17 protein-coding genes and 2 riboswitches are annotated in these 21041 nt (G+C 72.9%); of the genes, 10 read left to right on the forward strand and 7 right to left on the reverse strand.

Annotation, left to right across the window (positions count from 1 at the left end):
- The first annotated feature begins 3 nt into the window (after window positions 1–3).
- Window positions 4–825, forward strand: a complete 822-nt coding sequence (menB, locus tag AB3M81_RS00955; protein ID WP_412902036.1) for a 1,4-dihydroxy-2-naphthoyl-CoA synthase — start codon at window positions 4–6, stop codon at window positions 823–825.
- A gap of 177 nt (window positions 826–1002) precedes the next feature.
- On the forward strand, window positions 1003–4224 hold the full coding sequence (locus AB3M81_RS00960; protein WP_412902037.1) for an Ig-like domain repeat protein: 3222 nt from the start codon (window positions 1003–1005) through the stop codon (window positions 4222–4224).
- Between the two features lie 193 nt (window positions 4225–4417).
- Here AB3M81_RS00960 and AB3M81_RS00965 read toward each other — a convergent pair whose 3' ends face one another.
- From AB3M81_RS00965 to AB3M81_RS00980, 4 genes are read right to left on the reverse strand one after another with little or no spacing between them, the layout of a single operon-like run.
- Window positions 4418–5215 (reverse strand): ABC transporter ATP-binding protein, encoded by a 798-nt coding sequence (locus AB3M81_RS00965; RefSeq protein ID WP_412902038.1) that lies wholly within the window; start codon window positions 5213–5215, stop codon window positions 4418–4420.
- A complete protein-coding gene (locus tag AB3M81_RS00970) occupies window positions 5212–6249 on the reverse strand; it encodes a FecCD family ABC transporter permease (RefSeq protein ID WP_412902039.1) in 1038 nt (345 codons plus the stop codon). Before AB3M81_RS00970 ends, AB3M81_RS00965 begins: the two co-directional genes overlap by 4 nt.
- Window positions 6246–7277 carry a FecCD family ABC transporter permease gene (locus tag AB3M81_RS00975; RefSeq protein ID WP_412902040.1) on the reverse strand — a complete coding sequence of 344 codons (1032 nt, stop codon included), beginning with the start codon at window positions 7275–7277 and terminating at the stop codon, window positions 6246–6248. The genes AB3M81_RS00970 and AB3M81_RS00975 overlap by 4 nt, the downstream gene beginning before the upstream one ends.
- On the reverse strand, window positions 7274–8287 hold the full coding sequence (locus AB3M81_RS00980) for an iron-siderophore ABC transporter substrate-binding protein (protein WP_412902041.1): 1014 nt from the start codon (window positions 8285–8287) through the stop codon (window positions 7274–7276). The genes AB3M81_RS00975 and AB3M81_RS00980 overlap by 4 nt, the downstream gene beginning before the upstream one ends.
- A gap of 110 nt (window positions 8288–8397) precedes the next feature.
- Here AB3M81_RS00980 and AB3M81_RS00985 point away from each other — a divergent pair, with 110 nt between their 5' ends.
- A complete protein-coding gene (locus AB3M81_RS00985) occupies window positions 8398–8886 on the forward strand; it encodes a MarR family winged helix-turn-helix transcriptional regulator (RefSeq protein WP_412902042.1) in 489 nt (162 codons plus the stop codon).
- 54 nt (window positions 8887–8940) lie between these two features.
- Here AB3M81_RS00985 and AB3M81_RS00990 read toward each other — a convergent pair whose 3' ends face one another.
- Complete coding sequence (locus tag AB3M81_RS00990; RefSeq protein ID WP_412902043.1) at window positions 8941–9705, reverse strand: hypothetical protein; 765 nt, start codon at window positions 9703–9705, stop codon at window positions 8941–8943.
- Between the two features lie 129 nt (window positions 9706–9834).
- The gene (locus tag AB3M81_RS00995) at window positions 9835–11727 is read right to left on the reverse strand and encodes an acyl-CoA dehydrogenase family protein (RefSeq protein WP_412902044.1); all 1893 of its coding nucleotides are present in this window, start codon (window positions 11725–11727) and stop codon (window positions 9835–9837) included.
- Between the two features lie 97 nt (window positions 11728–11824).
- Between AB3M81_RS00995 and AB3M81_RS01000 the strand changes: the two genes are divergently transcribed.
- From AB3M81_RS01000 to AB3M81_RS01030, 7 genes are all read left to right on the forward strand, one after another.
- The gene (locus AB3M81_RS01000) at window positions 11825–12598 is read left to right on the forward strand and encodes an endo alpha-1,4 polygalactosaminidase (protein WP_412902045.1); all 774 of its coding nucleotides are present in this window, start codon (window positions 11825–11827) and stop codon (window positions 12596–12598) included.
- 161 nt (window positions 12599–12759) lie between these two features.
- A riboswitch (cobalamin riboswitch) is annotated at window positions 12760–12803 on the forward strand.
- A 138-nt stretch (window positions 12804–12941) separates the two neighbouring features.
- Window positions 12942–14477, forward strand: coding sequence for a hypothetical protein (locus tag AB3M81_RS01005; protein ID WP_412902046.1), 1536 nt, complete (start codon window positions 12942–12944; stop codon window positions 14475–14477).
- On the forward strand, window positions 14474–15328 hold the full coding sequence (locus AB3M81_RS01010; RefSeq protein WP_412902047.1) for a hypothetical protein: 855 nt from the start codon (window positions 14474–14476) through the stop codon (window positions 15326–15328). Before AB3M81_RS01005 ends, AB3M81_RS01010 begins: the two co-directional genes overlap by 4 nt.
- Before the next feature lie 10 nt (window positions 15329–15338).
- A riboswitch (cobalamin riboswitch) is annotated at window positions 15339–15462 on the forward strand.
- A 75-nt stretch (window positions 15463–15537) separates the two neighbouring features.
- Entirely contained in the window at window positions 15538–16680 is a 1143-nt protein-coding gene (locus tag AB3M81_RS01015; protein WP_412902048.1) for an energy-coupling factor transporter transmembrane component T, read from the forward strand.
- Window positions 16677–18278 carry an ABC transporter ATP-binding protein gene (locus AB3M81_RS01020; RefSeq protein WP_412902049.1) on the forward strand — a complete coding sequence of 534 codons (1602 nt, stop codon included), beginning with the start codon at window positions 16677–16679 and terminating at the stop codon, window positions 18276–18278. Before AB3M81_RS01015 ends, AB3M81_RS01020 begins: the two co-directional genes overlap by 4 nt.
- Window positions 18278–19090, forward strand: a complete 813-nt coding sequence (locus AB3M81_RS01025) for an ECF transporter S component (RefSeq protein ID WP_412902551.1) — start codon at window positions 18278–18280, stop codon at window positions 19088–19090. Before AB3M81_RS01020 ends, AB3M81_RS01025 begins: the two co-directional genes overlap by 1 nt.
- Window positions 19090–19743: a hypothetical protein gene (locus AB3M81_RS01030; RefSeq protein WP_412902050.1), complete on the forward strand. Its 654-nt coding sequence runs from the start codon at window positions 19090–19092 to the stop codon at window positions 19741–19743. Before AB3M81_RS01025 ends, AB3M81_RS01030 begins: the two co-directional genes overlap by 1 nt.
- A 120-nt stretch (window positions 19744–19863) precedes the next feature.
- Here the strand turns inward: AB3M81_RS01030 and AB3M81_RS01035 are convergent, their stop codons facing one another.
- Window positions 19864–21030 (reverse strand): ROK family transcriptional regulator, encoded by a 1167-nt coding sequence (locus AB3M81_RS01035; protein WP_412902051.1) that lies wholly within the window; start codon window positions 21028–21030, stop codon window positions 19864–19866.
- Window positions 21031–21041: the final 11 nt, after the last annotated feature.

Here is a 21041-nt window from a genome sequence, read left to right on the forward strand (position 1 = left end):
GCCATGACTGACTGGACCGCCTCCGGCGACTGGACCGACATCCGTTACGAGACCACCGACGACGGCATCGCGAAGATCACGATCTGCCGTCCCGAGGTCCACAACGCGTTCCGGCCGCAGACGATCCGCGAGATCTCGCGCGCGCTGACGATCGCCCGCGACGACGAGTCGATCGGCGCGATCATCCTCACCGGCGAGGGCGAGCGGGCGTTCTGCTCCGGCGGCGACCAGCGCGTCCGCGGCGACTCGGGCTACAAGTCCGACGAGGGCGCCACGGGCCGCTTCGACGTCACCGACCTGCACGTCCAGATGCGCCGCACGCCCAAGCCGATCATCGCGATGGTGGCCGGCTGGGCCATCGGCGGCGGCCACGTCCTGCACCTGGTGTGCGACATGACGATCGCGGCGGACAACGCCCGCTTCGGCCAGGTCGGCCCCAAGGTCGGCTCGTTCGACGGTGGTTACGGCGCCAGCATCCTGTCCGACCTCGTCGGTCCGAAGCGCGCCAAGGAGATCTGGTTCCTGTGCCGCCAGTACGACGCGCAGCAGGCGATGGAGATGGGCCTGGTCAACACGGTCGTCCCGCTCGCGGAGCTCGAGGCCGAGACGGTGAAGTGGTGCCGCGAGATGCTGCGCCTGTCGCCGTGGGCGCTGCGCCTGTCGAAGCTGAGCTTCCACGCGCACGAGGACGGCTACGCCGGCATCCAGCAGCTCGCGCACGACGCGAACCTGCTGTTCTACGGCCAGGCCGAGGCGCAGGAGGGCCGCGACGCCTACAAGGAGAAGCGCACGCCGGACTTCTCGCGCTTCCCGCGCCGTCCCTGAGAACTTCGAACGGGCCCGAGACCAAGGTTTCGGGCCCGTTTCGTGCGTCAACTTCCGATGACGTTTCCCCGTCAGCCCCGCTTAACCCTTTTCTCCCGGGGGTAACCGCCGTGACAATCAGGAGACCTCTCCGGCGGTGAGCCCGACGTCGCCGGAACTCCCGAAGGGAAGTTCTCCGTGCGCACGTCCCGTCTCCTGGCGACAGCCGCGAGCCTCTCGCTCGCAGCCTCGCTCGCATGGTCGCCCCCGGCCACCGCCCAAGACCCCCGACCCGGCTCGCCGACCATCCGCTCGGCCCCGGAGTCCACGACCACCGGCTCGCTGACCGCCAAGGCCGCGCGTGCCGCCGCAGCCGACGACGAGGCCGAGGGCGCCCTGCCCATGCCGACGTCGTACCCGACGCAGCCGAAGCTCAGGATCTACCCCGACGCGAATCCCGACGCGGCCGACACGGGCAACCTGACCGGCTACGACGACATCGCCCCGCGCCTGCAGGCCGCGATGCGCTCCTCCGACCGCGTCTCGACCCAGATCGTCGGCGAGTCGACGCAGGGCCGCCAGCTCTACCTCGTGACGGTCACCGCGCCCGAGGACGAGGACCAGACGGCGCAGCAGACCGCGTGGCGCAAGCAGATCCGCCAGGATCCCACCTCGGCCGCCACGGACGCGGCGCTCAAGAGCGGCTACAAGACGCCGATCTGGATCAGCGCGAACATCCACGGCAACGAGTGGGAGGGCACGGACGCCGCGCTCGACTACATCGAGCAGCTCGCGGCCGCGCCGTGGAACGACGTCAAGAATTTGCTGCGGGGGCACCGGCTCTACTTCAGCGTCGTGCTCAACCCCGACGGCCGCACGATCGGCCAGCGCGCGACGGCGCTCAACCTCGACGCCAACCGCGACATGATCACCAACACGACGCCGGAGTCCGTGTCGTTCGTCCGCACGGCGCACGCGGTCCAGGCGCTCTACGCGGCCGACTTCCACGGCTACACCGGCGTGCTGCAGGTGGAGCCCTGCGGACCGCCGCACGGCGACGACTACGAGTACGACCTGTTCATCCCGCACGCGTACGCGCTGAGCCTTCAGATCGAGCGCGACGTCGTCGCGGCGAACATCCCGGGCAACACGTACTACAACGTCGCCACGGGCCGGGTCGTCAACGAGAACACGGGCCCGGACACCGCGCACATCAAGATCCCGTACCGTGACACGCCGACCGGCTGGGACGACTACCCGCCCGTCTTCACGGCGCAGTACGCGGCCTTCACCGGCGCGGTGACCTCGACGGTCGAGCTGCCCAAGTCGCGCCCGAACGGCAGCTCGCAGACGCCGGCCAGCGCGACGATCAACTCGGCCGTGGCGCTGCGGACGATGCAGAGCCTCGTCGACTACGTGGCGGACCACGACGCCGACATGCTGGACGACCAGGTCGAGTTCTTCCGCCGTGCGCAGGTCGGCCAGGAGCGCACCGCGCTCACGTCGGAGAACATCGCCTCGGTGCCCGGCCCGGACGAGTGGAAGGCGCTGTGGAACGACTCCGACGACCAGAACGTCGTGCAGTACCCGCGTGGCTTCGTGATCCCGGTCGGTGAGGGCCAGCGCTCGATCTCCGACGCCCGGTACCTCGTCTCGCGCCTGCTCGCGCACAACATCGCGGTGCGGCGCCTCGACGCGGCCACCGAGCTGGGCGGGCAGACCTACCCGGCCGGCTCGTACGTCGTCGACATGCACCAGCCGAACCGCAACCTCGTGCACTCGCTGCTGTCGCCCGGCTCGGACATCTCGAACAAGCCCGGGATCCTGAGCATGTACGACGTCTCGGCGTGGAGCTGGGGCCACCTGTGGGGCGTCGACGTCGCCTCCTTCGGCACGGTCACCAGCGGTGCTTTCCCGGCCTCGACGAAGGTGACCAGCGGCGATGCCGACGGCGAGGTGCCGCCGCGTGGCGGCTACCTGACGTTCGACCTCGCCGGCGTCAACGACTACCGCGCCCTCAACGCGTTGCTCGAGGACGAGGTCAAGGTCTCCCAGCTCGAGGACGGGTCGGCGATCGTCGCGGCGGACGCGTACGACGAGTTGGCCGACGCCGCGCAGGAGTTCGACATCGACGTGGCCAAGGCCACGCCGGCGGAGACCGCGCAGCTCGGCGACGGCACGGCCAAGGGTCTGCAGGACCTGACGATCGGCTACACCGGCAACCAGGACGACCTGCTGTCGCTCACGCAGCTGGGCTTCGACGACCTCAAGGCCGTCAACGCCGCCACGATCACGGCCACGCCCACGATCCTCGACGACGTGGACGTGCTGTGGCTGGGCTCGAACCTCGCGTTCAACGACAGCCAGGCGGCGGGTCGTGCGGCGGTCCAGGCGTTCGCCGACGCCGGCGGCAGCATCGTCGGTCGTACCGCCAACGCCTTCAACGTGGCCAAGACGTTCGGGATCGTCCCCGGCGGCACGGCGGTGACGGGCAACACCGACGGCAACGGCATCGTCCGGGTCGACACGCCCGGTGACGTGCTCGCGCCGTACGCGCAGGAGTTCGCCTTCGTCTACCCGGCGGCGTGGTTCACCGACCTGCCGGAGGCGGTGACGGTCGAGCAGACGTACGGCACGGGCAACCCGCTCGTGGCCGGTCACTGGCGCTCGACGAACGGCACGAACGGCCCGGACACGGCCGCGGGCAAGCCGGCCGCGGTCTCCGCGACCGCCGCCTCGGGCGCGAAGGCCTTCGTGTTCGGCACGGCGCCGTTCTTCCGCACCCACACCAAGGGCGGGCAGAGCCAGGCGGCGCGCGCGCTGTTCTGGGCCGCTCCCGAGGGCGCAGGCGTGGAGGCCCCGGCCGCCACGACGACGACGCTGCGGGTGCCGTCCTCGGCGACGTACCCGAAGGCCGTCACGGCGACGGTCACGGTGACCACGTCCGACGCCACGGCGGGCACGCCGCGCGGCACGGTCCAGGTGCGCGAGGGCTCCAAGGTGCTCGCCACCCGGACCCTCGCCAACGGGTCGGCGACGATCCGCGTGTCGGGCCTCAAGCCCGGCTCCCGTCGCCTGACGGCCGTCTTCACGCCGGCCGAGGGCACGCGCTTCACGGGCTCGACCTCCGCCGTCGCCGTGGTCAAGGTCGCCAAGGCCCGGTCCGCCACGGCGGTCAAGGCCCAGGCGCTCGGCAAGGGCAAGGTCCGCGTGACCGTGGCGGTCAAGGCCGGCTCGGTCAAGGCCACCGGCAAGGTCCGCGTCAAGGCCGGCGCCAAGGTCCGCACGGTGACGTTGCGGAACGGCCGCGCGACGGTCACGTTCACGCTGGCGAAGGGCACGCGCAAGGTCTCCGCGACCTACACGGGCTCCTCGCTGGTCGCCGGCAGCGCGAAGGCCACCACGGTCCGCGTGCGCTGAGTCCGGGCCGCAGGGGCGTCGGCAGCCGCCGGCGCCCCTGTCGGTTTCCCCGGTTAAGCGGGAAAACCGTCACTGAACGTGGTTCGTGAACCTCGCGAAGTGACAGGAAACCTAGTGAACCGGGGAAACCGTCACTGAACGCGGTTCGCGAACCTCGCGAAGTGGCAGGAAACCTAGTGAACCGGGGAAACCGTCACGTCCGCACGTGGTGACGGCCGAGCGGCAGGATCATCGGCCGGCCGCTCGTCGGGTCGAGCATGACCTGGGCGTCCAGGCCGAACACGACCTTGACCATGTCCTCGGTGAGGACCTGCTCGGCCGTGCCGCGGGCGTGGACCATCCCGTGGTGCACGGCGACGAGGTGGTCGGCGTAGCGGGCCGCGAGGTTGAGGTCGTGCAGGACCATCGCGATCGTCGTGCCGCGCGAGCGGTTGAGGTCGGTCAGCAGGTCCAGCACCTCGACCTGGTGGCACACGTCGAGGAACGTGGTCGGCTCGTCGAGGAGCAGCACCTCGGTCTGCTGCGCGAGCGCGAGCGCGATCCAGACGCGCTGGCGCTGGCCGCCGGAGAGCTCGTCGACGACACGGTCGGCCAGGGCGAGGACCCCGGTGGCCTCCAGCGCGTCCGCGACGATCTCGTCCTCGTCGCTGGTCCACCGCGAGAACGCGCGGCGGTGCGGGTGACGACCCTGCGCCACGAGCTCAGCCACGGTGATGCCCTCGGGGGCGATGGGGGACTGGGGGAGCAGGCCGAGGCGGCGCGCGACCTGCTTCGTGGGCAGGCCGTGGATGTCGGCGCCGTCCAGCAGCACCCGCCCGGACTCCGGCGGCAGCAGCCGGGCCATGCCGCGCAGCAGGGTGGACTTGCCGCACGCGTTGGCGCCCACGATCGTCGTGATCGCGCCGGTGGGCAGCTCGAGGCTGAGGTCGGTGACGATCGTGCGTTCGCCGTAGCCGAGTGTCAGCGACTCGGTCGACAAGGTGGTGGTCACAGGGCGCCTCCCGTGCGTTGGGTGCGGATCAGCAGGTAGATCAGGAACGGGGCGCCGATGGCACCCGTGATGACACCGACGGGGTAGCGGGTGTCGAAGGCGAACTGGCCGACCAGGTCGGCCGACAGCACCAGGATCGAGCCGACGAGCGCCGACGGCAGCATGAGCGAGCCGCGGTTCCCGACGAGGCGGGTCGCGATGGGGCCGGCCATGAACGCCACGAACAGGATCGGTCCGGTGGCGGCGGTGGCGAAGGACGCGAGCGTGACGGACACGAGCACGAGCAGCCGCCGCGTGGTCTCGACCGGCACGCCGAGACCGGAGGCCAGGTCCTCGCCCAGGCGGAGCAGTGCCAGGCGCGAGCCGAGCAGCAGCAGGGCCGGCGCCAGGACGACGAACGGCACGCCGATGAGGGCCACGTCGTCCCAGGCGGCGAGGTTGAGGCTGCCGTTGAGCCAGCGCATCGCACGCTGCAGGTCCAGCTCGTTCGCGTAGACCAGCAGGTAGGCGGTGACGCTGTGCAACATCGCCGCGATGCCGATGCCGACGAGGATCAGCCGCGACCCGACGGCCTTGCCGGTGGACGCGAGTCCGTAGATCAGGACGGCCGTGGCGACGCCCGCGACGACGGCGAACAGCGACACGATCGCCCCGCTCGCGCCGAGCACCACGATCGCGAACAGCGCCGCGGCGTTGGCGCCGTTGGTGATGCCGATGATGTCGGGGCTGGCCAGCGGGTTGCGCAGCATCGTCTGGAACGTGATGCCGGCCAGGCCGAAGGCGGCGCCGGCCAGGACCGCCAGGACGGCGCGCGGCAGGCGCAGCTCGCCGACGATGAACGAGGCGCCCGGCACCATCTCGCCGCGCACGACCCGCCACACCTCGCCGAGCGAGTAGACAGGGTCGCCGGCCATGAGCGACACGACGAACAGCGCGACGACGGTGACGGCCAGCGCGATGACGGCACCGGTCGCGCGCCGGCTGCCGCGCGTGCGGGCGGCGTGGACGATCTCGACGGGGGTCAGGGTGGTCATGCGGTCCGTCCTGTCCGTCGCAGGACGACCCACAGGAAGACGGGGCCGCCGATGAGGGCGGTGACGACGCCGACGTCGATCTCGCCGGGGCGGCCCAGGACGCGTCCCACGACGTCGGCGAGGGTCAGCAGGGTGGCGCCGGCGACGGCCGAGATCGGCAGCAGCCAGCGGTGGTCGGCGCCGACGACGAGGCGGCACAGGTGCGGCACGATGAGGCCGACGAAGCCGATGGGCCCGGCGAGCGCGGTGGCCGCGCCGCACAGGATGATCGCGCCGGCGGCGGCGACCAGCCGCGTGCGCACGACCGAGACGCCCAGGCCGGCGGCCGCCTCGTCGCCGAGGGCGAGGATGTTGAGCGACCGGGCGGAGACGAGGCAGATGAGGGCGCCGACCGCGAGGATCGGCAGCACGAGCAGGGTGTCGGCGGTCTCGGCGCGGCCGACGCTGCCGACCTGCCAGAACCGGAAGACGCGCATGACGTCGATGCGCGGCAGCAGGATCGCGCTCGTCAGGGACGTGAAGGCGGCGGTCGTGATGGCGCCCGCGAGGGCCAGCTTGAGCGGCGTCGGGCCGCCCAGCCCCAGCGAGCCGATCGCGTACACGAACACGGCCGCGACGGCCGCGCCCACGAGCGCGAAGACGATGTACTCGGGCATCGTGGCGGCGCCGGCGAACGCGATGCCGCACACGACCAGCAGCGAGGCGCCCGAGTTGATGCCCAGGATCCACGGGTCGGCGAGCGGGTTGCGCGTGACGGCCTGCAGGACCGCGCCGGCCACGCCGAGCGCGGCGCCGACCAGGACGGCGAGGACGGTGCGCGGCACGCGCGACCGGATCGCGGCCGAGGTGACGTCGTCGGCGTCCGTGGTGAGTGCGACCCACACGTCGTGCAGGCTGACCACGCGCGCTCCGAACGCCACGGAGAGGAAGACGGCCGCGGCGAGCGCGACGAGGGCGACGGCGAACCACCACGAGGGGCGCCGCGTCCGGGCGGCACCCCTCGTGGTCGGGACGGTCGTCGTGGTCACTTCACCTTCGCTGCGGCGTCGGCCAGGAGGGTGACGTAGTCGTCCAGCATCCACGGGATCGACAGGGCCGAGGGCGACACGGCCGCGGCGAGCGGCGTGTTGTCCTTCAGCAGAGCGGCGGAGCCGCGCTGGAACGCCGTGACCTTGCCCAGCAGCGGGTCGGCCTGGACCTTCTTCAGGGCGGCGTCGTCGCCGTAGCCGACGAAGACGTCGGCGCCGTTGAGCTCGTCGGCCTTCTCGGCGCTGATCTCGAGGAAGAACTGGTCGCTGTCCTTGGACGACTCGACGAACTCGGGAGTCTCGAAGCCGAGGTCATTGAGGAACTGCGCCCGCGTGTCGTAGGCGGTGTAGTAGCCGACCTTGCTCAGGTCGCTCGGGTCGATCCAGCTCATGACGGCCGTCTTGCCCTTGATCTCGGGGCGCTCGGCGGTCGCGTCGTCGATCTGCTTCTCGAGGTCGGCGATGAGCTTCTCGGCCTCGTCGGACTTGCCGAGGGCCTCGCCGGTCAGCTCGAGCGCCTGGCGCCACGTGGTGCCCCACGCCTTGTCGGGGAACGCGATCGTCGGCGCGATCTTGCTGAGCGTCTCGTACTCCTCCTTGGTGAGGCCGGAGTTGGGCGCCAGGATCAGGTCGGGCTCGGACTTGGCGACGGCGGCAGCGTCGATGCCGTCGGTCTCGTCGAACAGGACGGGCGTCTCGCCGCCGAGCTCGTCGAGCTTGTCCTTGACCCAGGGGTGCAGGCCGTCGGTGTCGTCGTCGCCGTAGGTCACCTTCGGCATGCCGACGGGCACGACGCCCAGCGCGAGCGCGGTGTCCTGGTTGGACCAGGCGACGGTGGCGACGCGCTTCGGCTCGCTGGGCACCTCGGTCGTGCCGTAGGCGTGCTCCACCGTGACGGGGAAGGCGCCGTCGGAGGAGGAGCCGGCGTCCGAGTCGGTGTCGTCGGAGGAGGCGCAGGCGGTGAGGCCGAATGCGAGGGTCGCAGCGGCGAGGAGGCGGGCGAGGCGCAACGGAGTGCCTTTCGTCGAGTAGGTAAGGCTAGGCTAATCCAACTCGTGCACTGCCGTCACGCGGGGTCCGTTCGCCGGGACAGCGGCCGCCTCGCCGGTACGGTGGAGCCATGCCGGGACTGGACTTCGACCCCCTCGAGCGCGCCGGCGAGCTGTGGGAGGAGCGGGTCGGCGACGCGACCTCGATGCGCCTGGCCACCTCGATCATGCGCGTGCACCAGATCCTGTCCGCCCGACTCGACGCGACGCTCAAGCCGTTCGGCATCACGTTCGCCCGCTACGAGGTGCTGCGGCTGCTGTCGTTCAGCTCCTCGGGATCGCTGCCGCTGTCGAAGATCGGCGAGCGGCTCATGGTCCACCCGACCTCGGTCACGAACCTGATCGACCGGCTCGTCGCGGACGGCCTGGTCGACCGCCGGATCGACGCGCGCGACCGCCGCCGGGCGCTGGCCTCGCTGACGGACGAGGGCCGGCGGGTCCTCGACGAGGCGACGGTCGCGCTGACCGAGGCGGACTTCGGCCTCGGCGCGATGGCGCCGGACCAGCAGCGCACGATCCACGAGCTGCTCACGCCGCTGCGCCGCGACGACTGGTGCTGAGACGCGAAGCGCCGGCCCACCCGAGGGTGGACCGGCGCGTGGCGAGGCCGTGCGTCAGACCTTGCGCGGGAAGTACATGTACGTTCCCTGGATCGTCGAGGTCGTGGCCAGGTAGACGCGGTACTTGAACTTCTTCTTCTGCTTGAACGTCACCTTGCCGCTGCCGTTGCGGTTCAGCTTGATGTGCTTCACGCCGCGCCACTTGCCCTTGTAGTAGCGCTTGACCGTCAGCTTGCGGACCGCGGAGGTCGAGCCGTTCGGGTTGTAGACCTTCCAGTTCTTGGCGCGGATCGTGACCTTCTTGCCGCGCTTCTGGATGGTCGAGGCGATCTTGTACGTCGTGCCGCGGCGGACCGGGACGGCGTTGCTGTCAGGCAGGCGCGACGTGGTGCGGTTGTAGTTCGCGTCGTAGGACTCGACGCGGACGTTGCGCAGCTGGACCTTGCCGTAGCCCGAGGAACGCGGCCAGGAGGCGCTGCCCGTCGGGTAGTTGTTCGAGGCGACGAGGTCGTTGCGGACGCGCGCGGCGCCGTTGACGAACACGTCGGCGTAGACGTACCAGCTGACGGCGCCCGGGACGGAGACGCTGGCGCGGGTGCTGGTGTAGACGCTGGTGCTGCTGCCGATGACGGCGCTGCGCGTGAAGCGGACGCTGCCGGAGGCGGCGGCCGGAGCGGCCTGGGTCGAGACGGCCGTGGCGACCGGACCGCGCTTGGCGGTGACGGTGGTGTCGCTGGCCTGGGCCGCGACGGGCGCGGCGAGCGAGAGGGTGAGCGCAGCGGCCGCGGACAGGGCGACCTGGCTGAGACGTCGGTTCATGGAACTCCCCGAGGAACAAGGTGGGTATGGCAGCAGCAGTCTGCCACGTCCGGGACCGTCTTTCGTCGTGGAGAGCGCCCCCGCTTCCGGGGGTACTGCCGGGCGGCCCCGGCGTGGTACGAGGCCGGCTCAGGCGAGCATCGAGGTCCCGAGGGAGGCCTCGGGCACGCCGAGGCCCTCCACGAGGTCCAGCGCGTGCGGGCGCAGCCGCTCCAGCAGCGCGTTGACCTCGGTCGTGACGGCCTTGGCGCGCTGGTCGCTGAGCCGGTTGTGCTCCATGAACCACGCCTTGTCGCGCTCGACGACGGTGAGCGCGTAGAGCGAGCACACGTCGCGCAGGACGTCGGCGGCCGCCTCGTCCTCGCACCGGGCGATGCCGGCGGTGAACGCCTCGAGCGCGATCCGGTCGATGTGCACCCGGCCGGCCTTGATGACGTGGTCCTGGGCGGCGTTGAACACGGCGAACGCCTCGCCCTGGTCCTTGCCGGCGCGGCGGAGGCGGCGAGCGGCCGTCTCGATGACGTGCTGCTCGCGGTCCTCGAACAGGTCCAGCTGGGTGCCGCGGTCGAGCAGGTTGTGGTCCTCGTCGCTCGAGCGCGCGTCGATGAGCCGCTGGATCAGCTGCGTCGCGGCGGTGCGCTCGCGGACGGTCTCGGCGACGGTGCCCGCGGCGAAGCGGACCATGCCGACGGGGTCGAGGCCGTTGACCTCCTTCGCGTACGACGTCAGCAGCTCCTTCGCGACGAGCTGCAGCAGGACGACGTTGTCGCCCTCGAAGGTCGTGAAGACGTCGCTGTCGCCGCGTAGGGTCGTGAGGCGGTTGTCGGCCATGTAGCCGGCACCGCCGCACGCCTCGCGGCACTCCTGGATGGCGCGGGTCGCGAACTCGGTCTGCGCGGCCTTGAGGCCCGCGGCGCGTCCCTCCAGCTCGCGCTGGGCGTGCGGGTCGGGGTCCTCCTCGGTCTGGAGGCGGTGCATGCGCGCGACGAGCTGGTTGTGCGCGAACCGCAGCGCGTACGCCTCGGCCAGCAGCGGCAGCAGGCGGCGCTGGTGCATGCGGTAGTCCAGCAGGACGACCTCCTCGCCGGGCGCGCCCTCGAACTGGCGGCGCTGCAGCGCGTAGCGGGTGGCGATGCTGAGCGCGACCTCGGCGGCGGCGCGGGCCGCTCCGCCCACGCTCACGCGGCCGCGGACGAGCGTGCCGATCATCGTGAAGAAGCGCGCGTTGCGGCTCTCGATGGGGGAGGAGTACGTGCCGCCCTCGTCCACGTGGCCGTAGCGGTCGAGCAGGTTCTCGCGCGGGATGCGGACCTGGTCGAACATGATGCGGCCGTTGTCGACGCCGCCCAGGCCACCCTTGTAGCCGCAGTCGCTCGTCGTGACGCCCGGCAGGTCCTCGCCGTTCTCGTCGCGGATCGGCACGACGAAGCAGTGCACGCCGTGGTCCTCGCCCAGCGTGATGAGCCGCGCGAACACCGCCGCGACGCGGGCGTGCTTCGCGGCACCGCCGATGTAGTCCTTGCGCGCCGACGGGGAGGGGGAATCGATGACGAACTCCTCGGTGGCCGGGTCGAACGTCGCGGTCGTCTCGAGGCTCTGGACGTCGCTGCCGTGTCCGGTCTCGGTCATCGCGAAGCAGCCGAGCAGGTCGAGGTCGATGAGCGGCCGGATGTACCTGGCGTGGTGCTGCTCGGTGCCGAGGTTCTCGATGGCCCCGCCGAACAGGCCCCACTGCACGCCCGCCTTGACCATGAGCGACAGGTCGAACTGCGCGAGCATCTCGATGCCGGTGACGGCCATGCCCGGGTCGCCCGTGCCGCCGTTCTCGACACGGAAGCCGGCGGCGGGGATGCCGGTGGGCACGAGCTGCTTCATCTGGCCCAGCACGCGCTCGCGCGCCTCGTCGAGGCTCAGCGACATGTCGTACGCCAGGTCCATCTGCGACAGCTCGAGCCGGCTCTGCTCGCGCACGTGCCGCCACTTCCCGTCGATCGCCCGCCGCAGTTCGTCACCGAGAGTCATGCGCACAGGCTAGTGTCCGGGCGGCCTGCCGACATGTCGAAGGACGCGCATCCGGAGGCGATGGGACGCGGCTCACGCGAACTGGTACTCCTGTGTCATGGCCTTCCTGTCCTCGCTGCTGCTGACGGTCCTCGCGGCGGTCGTCCCGATCGCCGCGCCGCCCGCCGGCGGGGTCGCCGACTACCAGCTGGGCGGGGCCTACCGCCCGGCCCCGAAGGTCGACGTCGTCGTGCGCGACCGCACCGAGAAGCCGGTGCCGGGCGTGTACTCGATCTGCTACGTCAACGCCTTCCAGACGCAGCCCGGGACGCTGGGATGGTGGCGCAGGAACCGTCCGGGCCTGCTGCTGCGCGACCGGCAGGGTCGCCTCGTGCGCGACGCCGGCTGGCCCGACGAGGTGCTGCTGGACCTGCGGACGGCTCGCAAGCGCGCCGCCGCGGCGCGGATCTCGCGACGCTGGTTCGCCGGCTGCGCCGATCGCGGCTTTCGTGCGGTCGAGCCCGACAACCTCGACTCCTGGACGCGGTCGAAGGGGCTGCTGACGGGTGCGCACGCGAGGGCGTACGCCCGTCTCCTCGTGCGGGCGGCGCACGCCGAGCGGCTCGCGATCGCGCAGAAGAACACGCCCCAGCTGAACGGCCGGCGGCTGGGCTTCGACTTCGCCGTGGCCGAGGAGTGCGAGGTCTACCGCGAGTGCGGCGCGTACACGCGCATGTACGGCCGCCGCGTGATCGAGATCGAGTACACCGACAACGGGCGCCGCGCCTTCACGCGGGCGTGCCGTGCGCGCGGCGGCCGGGTCTCGGTCCTGCTGCGCGACCGCGACGTCGTCCCCCGCGGCACGCGGGGCTACGTCTTCCGCACCTGCTGACGCGGCTCCGCCGCGCGAGATGTGTGGCGGTCCCCACCTGGAACCGGCCCTTCCGGGCGGAGACGGGTGGACAGTGCTGCACATCTCGCCCCCGGAGGGGGCGCGCGGGCCGTTTCCGGTGCTACCCTGCCGCCACAACCACACACCTTCCGCAGTGCCAGGGGAAGCCGGTGAAAGTCCGGCGCTGACCCGCAACCGTGAGACCGCCCCCTCGGGGCCGGCGAGCCGGAGCACCTGCCTGACGGAACCGACCACAGCGCTGTCGAGGAATGCAGCGGGCGGAATGCGGGCCTGACTCCTGGCGCCGTGTCCCTTCCCGTCCAAGCAGCGGGAAGGAACCCCGATGACCACACCCCTGCGCCGGCGCGCCCTCGTCGCGCTCGCCGGAGGCGCGGTGGCCGTGTCCACCGTCGTCGCCACCACCCCCGCCGCCACGGCGGCCACCACCTCGTCCACGTCCGCCGCCGCCGCGTGGCTCTCCGGCCAGCTGACCGGTGGGGTCGTGCACAACGAGCTCTACGACTTCGACGACCTTGGCCTGAGCCTCGACGTGCTCGCCGCGCTGCGGTCGCTCGACGCGCAGCCGGCGGCCCAGCAGCAGATCCTGACGGCCGTCTCCGCGCGCGCCACGGAGTACGTGACCTACACGTTCGAGGGCACCACGACGATCTACCCGGGCTCGGCCGGCAAGCTCCTGCTCGCCGCGAAGGCCGCGGGACGGGACGTGCGCGCGGTCGGCGGCCGCGACCTGGTCGCCGACCTCGAGGCCACCACGAACGACGCGACGGGCGAGTCGAGCGACACGTACGGCCTGTTCGGCCAGACCTTCGCGACGCGCGGCCTGATCGCCGGCGGCAGCGACGAGGCGGCCACCTCGGTCGGCTTCATCACGGGCCAGCAGTGCGAGGACGGCTCGTTCCGCCAGAACCTCAAGGCGGCCTGCCCCGAGGTCCCCGAGATCGACACCACCGCCGCGGTCCTGACGACGCTCGCGGAGGCGCGCGCGGCGGGCATCGCCGTGCCGCAGGCGGTCGTCGACGACGCCGTGGAGGCGCTCGTCGGGGCGCAGGCGGCCGACGGCTCGTTCGTCGGCAACGGCGTGCCCAACGCGAACACGACCGGTCTGGCCGCGGTGGCGCTCTCGCGCGCGGGCCGCGGCGCGGAGGCGGCGAAGGCGGCCACGTGGGTGGCCCGGCACCAGGTCTCGGACGCCACGGGCGGTCGGCTCTCCGGTGAGGTGGGCGCCGTCGCGTACGACGCCGCCGCACTCGCCGCGGGCGCCGAGGACGGCATCGACGAGTTCACTCGCGACCAGTGGATCCGGGCCACGGTCCAGGCCGCCCCGGCGCTGACCCTCGTGACGGGCACGCGCGCTGCGGTGTCCGTGCCGAAGTACGCCCGCTCCGGCGCGACCGTGCGCGTGACCGTCAGCGGCCTCGCGGCGGGCTGGAGCGTCCGCGCCCGCTTCGCCGGCACGTCCCCGTCGGCCGCGGTGCAGCCCTCGGCGGGCCGTGCGACGTTCTCCCTGCGGGTCCCGAAGGGCACCGCGCGCCGCTCGCTGGTCGTGAGCGACTCGACGGGCCGCACCGTGGCCTCCACCGCGGTCCAGGTCCTGGCGCCGCGGACGCTGCGGGTCACGCCCGCCCGCGCCAAGGTCAAGCGCGCCAAGGTCCAGCGCATCGTCGTGCGCGGCCTGACCGCGCGCGAGCCCGTCCAGGTTCGCTACCGCGGCAAGCTCGTGAAGCGCGGATATGCGACGACGCAGGGCACCTACACGTACCGGTTCAAGGTCGGCCGCAAGGTCGGCAAGGCCACCGTGTCCGTGCGCGGCGCGTACGCCGACCGCAAGGGCTCGCGCACCTTCCGGGTCGTGAAGTGATCCGCAGGCTCGTGACGGTGCTGGCGGCGACCCTCGCGGGGGTCGCCGCCGGCCCGGCCCTGCTCGCCGCCCCCGCGCACGCCGCTGCGTGCCGCGCGGGCACGGGCGTCACCGTCGTGGTCGGCTCCTCGGTCGGCTGCGACCCCGACGGCGGCGGCCGGGCCGCGCAGAACTTCGCCGCCGCGGGCCACCAGCTCACCTACGCGACGCGCGCGCCCGGCTTCGTGTGCCGGGTCGACGGCGCGCCCGCGGACGCGACCTGCGTCGAGGCGTCGCCGCCGGACGCGTACTGGGCCCTGTTCTGGTCCGACGGGAAGTCCGGCGAGTGGGTCTACTCCAGCCTGGGCGTCACGGGGCTCAAGGTCCCGCAGGGCGGTGCGGTCGCCTTCGTGTTCCAGCGCTCCGAGAGTCGCACGTGGCCGTCGGTGCCCGCTCCCGTCGCGGCCGCGCCGGCGCCCACGCAGGCGACGCCGCGCCCGGACGGCCCGCGCGCCACCGAGCCGGGCTCCGCGGGCTCGAAGCCGTCGGCCCGGCGCAGCACGGCCCCCCGTGCGTCGGCCCCGGACGCGGCGCCGGTCCCCGGCGCGTCCTCGAGCGCGCCGACCGCGTCCGTGCCCACCGCGTCCGCCTCGGCCACCGCGACGGCCCACCCGACTTCGGCGCCCACCCCGGGCGCGACGACCTCGGCCGGCGAGGACGCCTCCGCGGCCGAGGAGGGCGAGGAGGTCATGCCGCTCGCGGCCACCGACGACGGGGGCACCTCGGCCGCCGCGATCGCGGCCGGAGCGGGCGTCGTCGCGCTGCTCGGTGTCGCGGGCGCTGTCGCGTGGCGGCGACGGAACGGGGCCTGAGCGCGGCGGGATAGACTCGGCCTCGTTGGACCACGTCCGGCACGGAGGAAACCGGTGCGAATCCGGTGCTGTGCCGCAACCGTCAGCCTCGCGACCGAGGTGAGCCGGGAACTCGCGCCGGACCGCCACCGCCACATGTTGTCGAGCAGCGACGGGTGGGTGATCGCCCTCCGCGGCCCTCGCCCCCGTGACGTCGGGAAGGGGACCGGATGGCCACCGCCGTCGACTCCTCGACCGTGCGTCCCGCCGCGCCTGCGCGCCGTCGCCGCGAGCTGCACCCGGGTGCGTGGTGGCTGTGGGCCCTCGGCCTGGCGGCCGGTGCCTCGTTCATGCTCAACCCGATCCTGCTGGTGGTCGTCATCGCGATCGCGAGCCTCGTCGTGGCGGCGTGCCGCGGCGACGCCCCGTGGGCGCTGTCGTTCCGGTACTACCTGTACTTCGGTCTGCTGATCGTGGTGATGCGCGTCGCCTTCCGGATCCTGCTCGGCGGCGGGTCGATGCCCGGCGACGAGGTCCTGCTGCACCTGCCCGAGGTGCCGCTGCCCGAGGTCGCCCGCGGCGTCCAGCTGCTCGGCGACGTCACCGTGAACGAGGTCCTCGTCGGCCTCTACGACGGCCTGCGGCTGGCCGCGCTGATCATCTGCATCGGCGCGGCGAACTCGCTGGCGAACCCCAAGCGCCTGCTCGCGTCCGCGCCGCCCGCCCTGTACGAGGTCGGTGCCGCGCTCGTCGTCGCGCTCTCGGTGTTCCCGCAGCTGGCCGAGAGCGTCCGCCGCGTGAACCGCGCCCGGAAGCTGCGCGGCGACGCGAGCCGCGGCACGGGCGCGATGCACCGCATCGTCATCCCCGTCCTGGAGGACGCACTCGACCGCTCGATGACGCTCGCCGCGGGCATGGACGCGCGCGGGTACGGCCGCAGCGGCTCGGCGTCGCCCCGCGAGCGGTTCGTCACGGGCGTGCTCATGCTGCTGGGCCTGTTCGGCCTCGCGGTCGGCACGTACGGCTACCTCGACGGGACCGCCCCGCGGGTCCTGACCTACCCGATGCTCGTGGCGGGCCTCGTGTTCGCCGTCCTCGCGCTGCGCTCGGCGGGCCGCCGTGTCCAGCGCACGCGGTACCGCACCCAGCGGTGGCTCGCGCCCGAGTACCTCACGGCCGGGTCGGGCGTTGCTGTCGCCGTGGGGCTCAAGCTGCTGTCCTCCACGCAGGTCCCGGTGCTCTACCCCGAGGTGCCCGGCTGGCCGCCGGTCAGCGTGCTGTCCCTCGTGGTCGTCGCGATCGGCCTGCTGCCGGTGTTCGTCGCGCCGCAGGCGCCCGTCGCCCACGACCTGGCCGGGGGTGAGGACGCGTGATCGAGCTCGAGAACGTGACGTTCTGGTACGACGGCGCCGAGCGCCCCACGCTGCAGGGCGTCGACCTGCGCGTCGACGAGGGCGAGCTGGTCCTCGTCGCGGGTCGCACCGGCTCGGGCAAGTCGACGCTGCTGGGGCTGCTCAACGGCCTCGTCCCGCACTTCAGCGGCGGCACCCTGGCCGGCGACATCCGGCTCGACGGGGAGTCGATCCTGGGCCGGCCGCCGCGCGAGCTGGCGCACCGCGTCGGCTACGTCGCGCAGGACCCGGTCGCGGGGTTCGTCTCCGACGTCGTCGAGGAGGAGCTCGCCTACGGGATGGAGCAGCTCGGCCTCGACCCGCAGACGATGCGCCGCCGCGTCGAGGAGACCCTCGACCTGCTCGGCATCGCCGATCTGCGCCGCCGCTCCGTCCGCTCGCTGTCGGGCGGCCAGCAGCAGCGTGTGGCCATCGGGGCCGTGCTGACGATGCACCCGCGCGTGCTGGTGCTCGACGAGCCGACCTCGGCACTGGACCCCACCGCGGCCGAGGACGTCCTGGCCACGATCGCGCGCCTCGTCGACGACCTCGCGCTGACGGTCGTCGTCGCCGAGCACCGCATGGAGCGGGTCATCCCGTTCACGGACCGGCTCGTGCTCGTCGAGGACGGCCGCGTCCGGTCCGGCGCACCTGCGGACCTGCTCAAGGACTCGCCCGTGGCGCCGCCGCTCGTGGAGCTCGGCCGGCTCGCCGACTGGCACCCCCTGCCGCTGTCGGTGCGGGAGGCCCGGCGCCGCGTCAAGCCGCTCGCGGCCCGCCTCGTCCCGGCGCCGGTCCCGGCGACGCCAGCGCGGCCGCCGGCGCTGACCGCCCGTGGGATCACCGTCCGCTACGGCTCCCTGCCGGCGGTCGACGGCGTCGACCTCACGATCGGCCGCGGCGAGATCGTCGCCCTCATGGGTCGCAACGGCTCGGGCAAGTCGTCCCTGCTGTGGGCGCTGCAGGGCACGGGCGAGCGGTCGACCGGCGTCGTCGACGTGGACGGGATCGACCCCGGCGACGTCCGCCCCGCGCAGGCACGGATGCTGGTCGGCCTCGTGCCGCAGACCGCCGCGGACCTGCTGTACCTCGAGAGCGTCGACCGCGAGTGCGCCGCCGCCGACGACCAGTCCGGCGTGCCGCGCGGCACGTGCCGCGGCCTGCTCGACCGGCTCGCGCCCGGCATCCCCGGAGACCGGCACCCGCGCGACCTGTCCGAGGGGCAGAAACTGGCCCTCGTGCTCGCCGTCGTGCTGACCGCGCAGCCCACCGTGGTCGCGCTCGACGAGCCCACCCGCGGCCTCGACTATCCCGGCAAGGCGGCGCTCGTGCGGATCCTGCACGACCTCGCGGCCGACGGCCGCGGCATCGTCGTCTCCAGCCACGACGTCGAGTTCGTCGCGATGGTCGCCGACAGCGTCGTCGTGATGGCCGACGGCGAGGTCGTCTCGCGCGGGCCGCTGCGAACCGTGCTGGCCGAGTCGCCCGCGTTCGCGCCGCAGGTCTCCAAGGTCCTGGGCCCGGCCTGGCTGACGGTCGGCGAGGTCGCCGCGGCGCTGCCGACCGAGGTGGCCCGGTGATCGACCGCCGTCCTCCCGTCGCCGTCCCGCTGACCCGCCGCTCGGCCCTCGTCCTGGCGGCGGCCAGCATCGCCGGCCTCGTCATGTTCGTGTGGCCGCTGCTCATCACACCGGCGGAGGGCCAGACACGCGTCGACCAGCCGTTCCTGTTCATGGCGCTCATGCCGGTCGTCGTGCTGGTCGTGGTGGCCGAGCTGTCGGAGGGCGGCCTGGACTCCAAGGCCCTCGCGATGCTCGGCGTGCTGAGCGCCATCAACGCAGCCGTCCGGCCGCTCGGCGCGGGCGTCGCCGGCGTCGAGCTGGTGTTCTTCCTGCTCATCATCGGCGGACGCGTGCTGGGCGCGGGGTTCGGGTTCGTCCTGGGCTGCACGAGCCTGTTCGCCTCGGCGCTGCTGACGTCCGGCGTCGGGCCGTGGCTGCCGTTCCAGATGCTGTGCGCCGCCTGGGTCGGCATGGGCGCCGGCCTGCTGCCGCGACGCCCGCGCGGCCGCGCCGAGATCGCGATGCTGGCCGTCTACGCGGTCGTGGCCGCGTACGCCTACGGGCTGCTCATGAACCTGTCGTCGTGGCCGTTCACGCTCGGCATCGCGGTGCCCGGCGCCGAGGACTCGCTCGCGATGGTGCCCGGCGACCCGGTCTGGGAGAACCTCCAGCGGTTCCTGCTGTTCACCCTGCTGACCTCGTTCTGGGGCTGGGACACCGGCCGCGCGATCACGAACGCGCTGCTCGTCGTGACCCTCGGCCCCGCCGTCCTCGCCACCTTGAGGCGCGCCGCCCGGCGCGCCCGCTACCTGCCCAAGGAGACCCCCTGATGAAGAGCCTGCTCGTCCGCCTCGCCGCCGTCGCCCTGCTGGGCGCGGGCGCGGTCGCCGTGCCGTCCGCCGCGTCGGCGCACGAGAGCTGCGAGTCGCCCGAGGACGTGCCGGTCGTGCTCGAGTTCGGCTCGCTCGAGGGCGGCGAGGACCGCGTCGTGTGCGCCCAGCACTCGGCCGGCGAGACCGCGATCGAGGCGATCAACGACGCGGGCATCGAGACCGCCGAGTCCAGCGGCGCGATGCCGATGGTGTGCCGCATCGAGGGCCTGCCCGCTCCCGAGGACGAGAAGTGCGGCGCCGCGCTCGACGGTGACGGCTACTGGGCGTTCATGGTCGCGCAGGAGGGCCAGGACTGGGCGTACGCGTCGGTCGGCCTGCAGGAGTACGAGCTGAAGGCGGGCGACTTCGTGGCGCTCAAGTACCACCTCATGAGCGACGGCGAGAACGTCGAGATCGCGAAGGCCGCCGACGCGTCCACGCGCGCCGAGGCCGAGGTCGCCGACGCCCACGGCGAGCAGGAGGGCGAGCACGCCGGCCACGACGACCAGGACGAGTCCTCGTTCGCCACCGTGGCCCTGCCCGTCGCGGTGGTCGCCGTCCTGCTGGTCGCCGTCGCGGCCTTCGTCGTCGCCCGCCGCCGCCGCGACTGACTCCGCCTGTCGCCCGTTCCCGCGAGTGGCGCAAAGCCGCCCGCCACTCGTCGAGTGGCGGGCGCTTCTGCGCCAGTCGCGACCCCCGTTTCCGCCACTCGCGCAGCGAGGCCGAGAGGGTCAGTCCGCGGCCGCCAGCAGCTCGGCGCTGGCCTGCTCGATCGCCTCGGGCGAGAGCGCGTGCGCGATCGCCATCGCCGCCGCGCCCAGCACGCCGGACTGCTCGCCGCTGACCGACGGGACGATCCGCAGGTGCTCGGTCGCCAGCGGCAGCGAGCGCCGGTAGACCTCCTCGCGGATGCCCGCGATCAGGTGCTCCCCGGCCTCCGCGAGCGCGCCGCCGATGACGACGACCGACGGGTTGATGAAGTTCACGATCATCGCCAGGACGTCGCCGATGTCGCGGCCGGCCTGCCGGACCGCCTGGATCGCCTCGAGGTCGCCGGCGCGCACGAGCTCGACGACGTCGGTCGCCTCGCTCACGCCGGACCGACCCAGGTCGCGGGCGATGGCGGGGCCGGCGGCGAGCGCCTCGAGGCAGCCGACGTTGCCGCACCGGCACACCACGTCGCTGCCGCGGGAGACGCGGATGTGCCCGATGTCGCCCGCCGTGCCCTGGCCGCCGCGCTGCAGCTCGCCGCCCGCGATGATGCCGGCGCCGATGCCCGTGGACACCTTGATGAGGATGAGGTCGTCGACGTCGGGGAACTGGGTGTCCTGCTCGCCCAGGGCCATGATGTTCACGTCGTTGTCGATGAGCACCGGCACGTCGAACGACCCGCGGACGAACTCGGGCACGTCGAAGCGGTCCCAGCCGGGCATGATCGGCGGGTTGATCGCGCGGCCGGTGGAGTGCTCGACGGGGCCCGGCAGGCCGATGCCGATGCCGGCCAGGTCGGCGGCGGGGCGGCCCGTCTCGAGCAGGAGGCGGTCGATCGTCGAGGTCACCCAGGTCAGCACCGGGACGGGGCCGTCGGCGATGTCGAGGTCCTCGCGATCCTGGGCCAGCACGGTGCCTGACAGGTCGACGATCGCGGCGCGCGCGTGACGCGCCCCGAGGTCGATCGCGGCGACGACCCGTGCCGCCGTGTTGACCGCGAGCAGTGACGGCGGGCGTCCGCCCGTCGAGCTGCGGCCGCCGTAGGGCGTGATGAGCCCCAGGCGCAGCAGCAGGTCGACGCGGGAGGCGACGGTGGAGCGGGCCAGGCCGGTCGACTCCGCGAGCTCGGCGCGGGTCATCGGCCGACCCGCGCGCTGCAGCAGCGCGAACACGTCGCTGGTCTTCACGCTGCTGATTC

The organism is Aeromicrobium jepli (genome assembly GCF_047246605.1).
In the GTDB taxonomy this organism is placed as follows: domain Bacteria; phylum Actinomycetota; class Actinomycetes; order Propionibacteriales; family Nocardioidaceae; genus Aeromicrobium.

Coding starts and splice junctions, on each gene's coding strand:
- menB (WP_412902036.1), top strand. CDS start 4: ATGACTGACTGGACCGCCTCCGGCGACTGGACCGACATCCGTTACGAG.
- AB3M81_RS00970 (WP_412902039.1), bottom strand. CDS start 6,249: ATGACCACCCTGACCCCCGTCGAGATCGTCCACGCCGCCCGCACGCGC.
- AB3M81_RS00985 (WP_412902042.1), top strand. CDS start 8,398: ATGCCGGGACTGGACTTCGACCCCCTCGAGCGCGCCGGCGAGCTGTGG.
- AB3M81_RS00990 (WP_412902043.1), bottom strand. CDS start 9,705: ATGAACCGACGTCTCAGCCAGGTCGCCCTGTCCGCGGCCGCTGCGCTC.
- AB3M81_RS00995 (WP_412902044.1), bottom strand. CDS start 11,727: ATGACTCTCGGTGACGAACTGCGGCGGGCGATCGACGGGAAGTGGCGG.
- AB3M81_RS01000 (WP_412902045.1), top strand. CDS start 11,825: ATGGCCTTCCTGTCCTCGCTGCTGCTGACGGTCCTCGCGGCGGTCGTC.
- AB3M81_RS01005 (WP_412902046.1), top strand. CDS start 12,942: ATGACCACACCCCTGCGCCGGCGCGCCCTCGTCGCGCTCGCCGGAGGC.
- AB3M81_RS01015 (WP_412902048.1), top strand. CDS start 15,538: ATGGCCACCGCCGTCGACTCCTCGACCGTGCGTCCCGCCGCGCCTGCG.
- AB3M81_RS01030 (WP_412902050.1), top strand. CDS start 19,090: ATGAAGAGCCTGCTCGTCCGCCTCGCCGCCGTCGCCCTGCTGGGCGCG.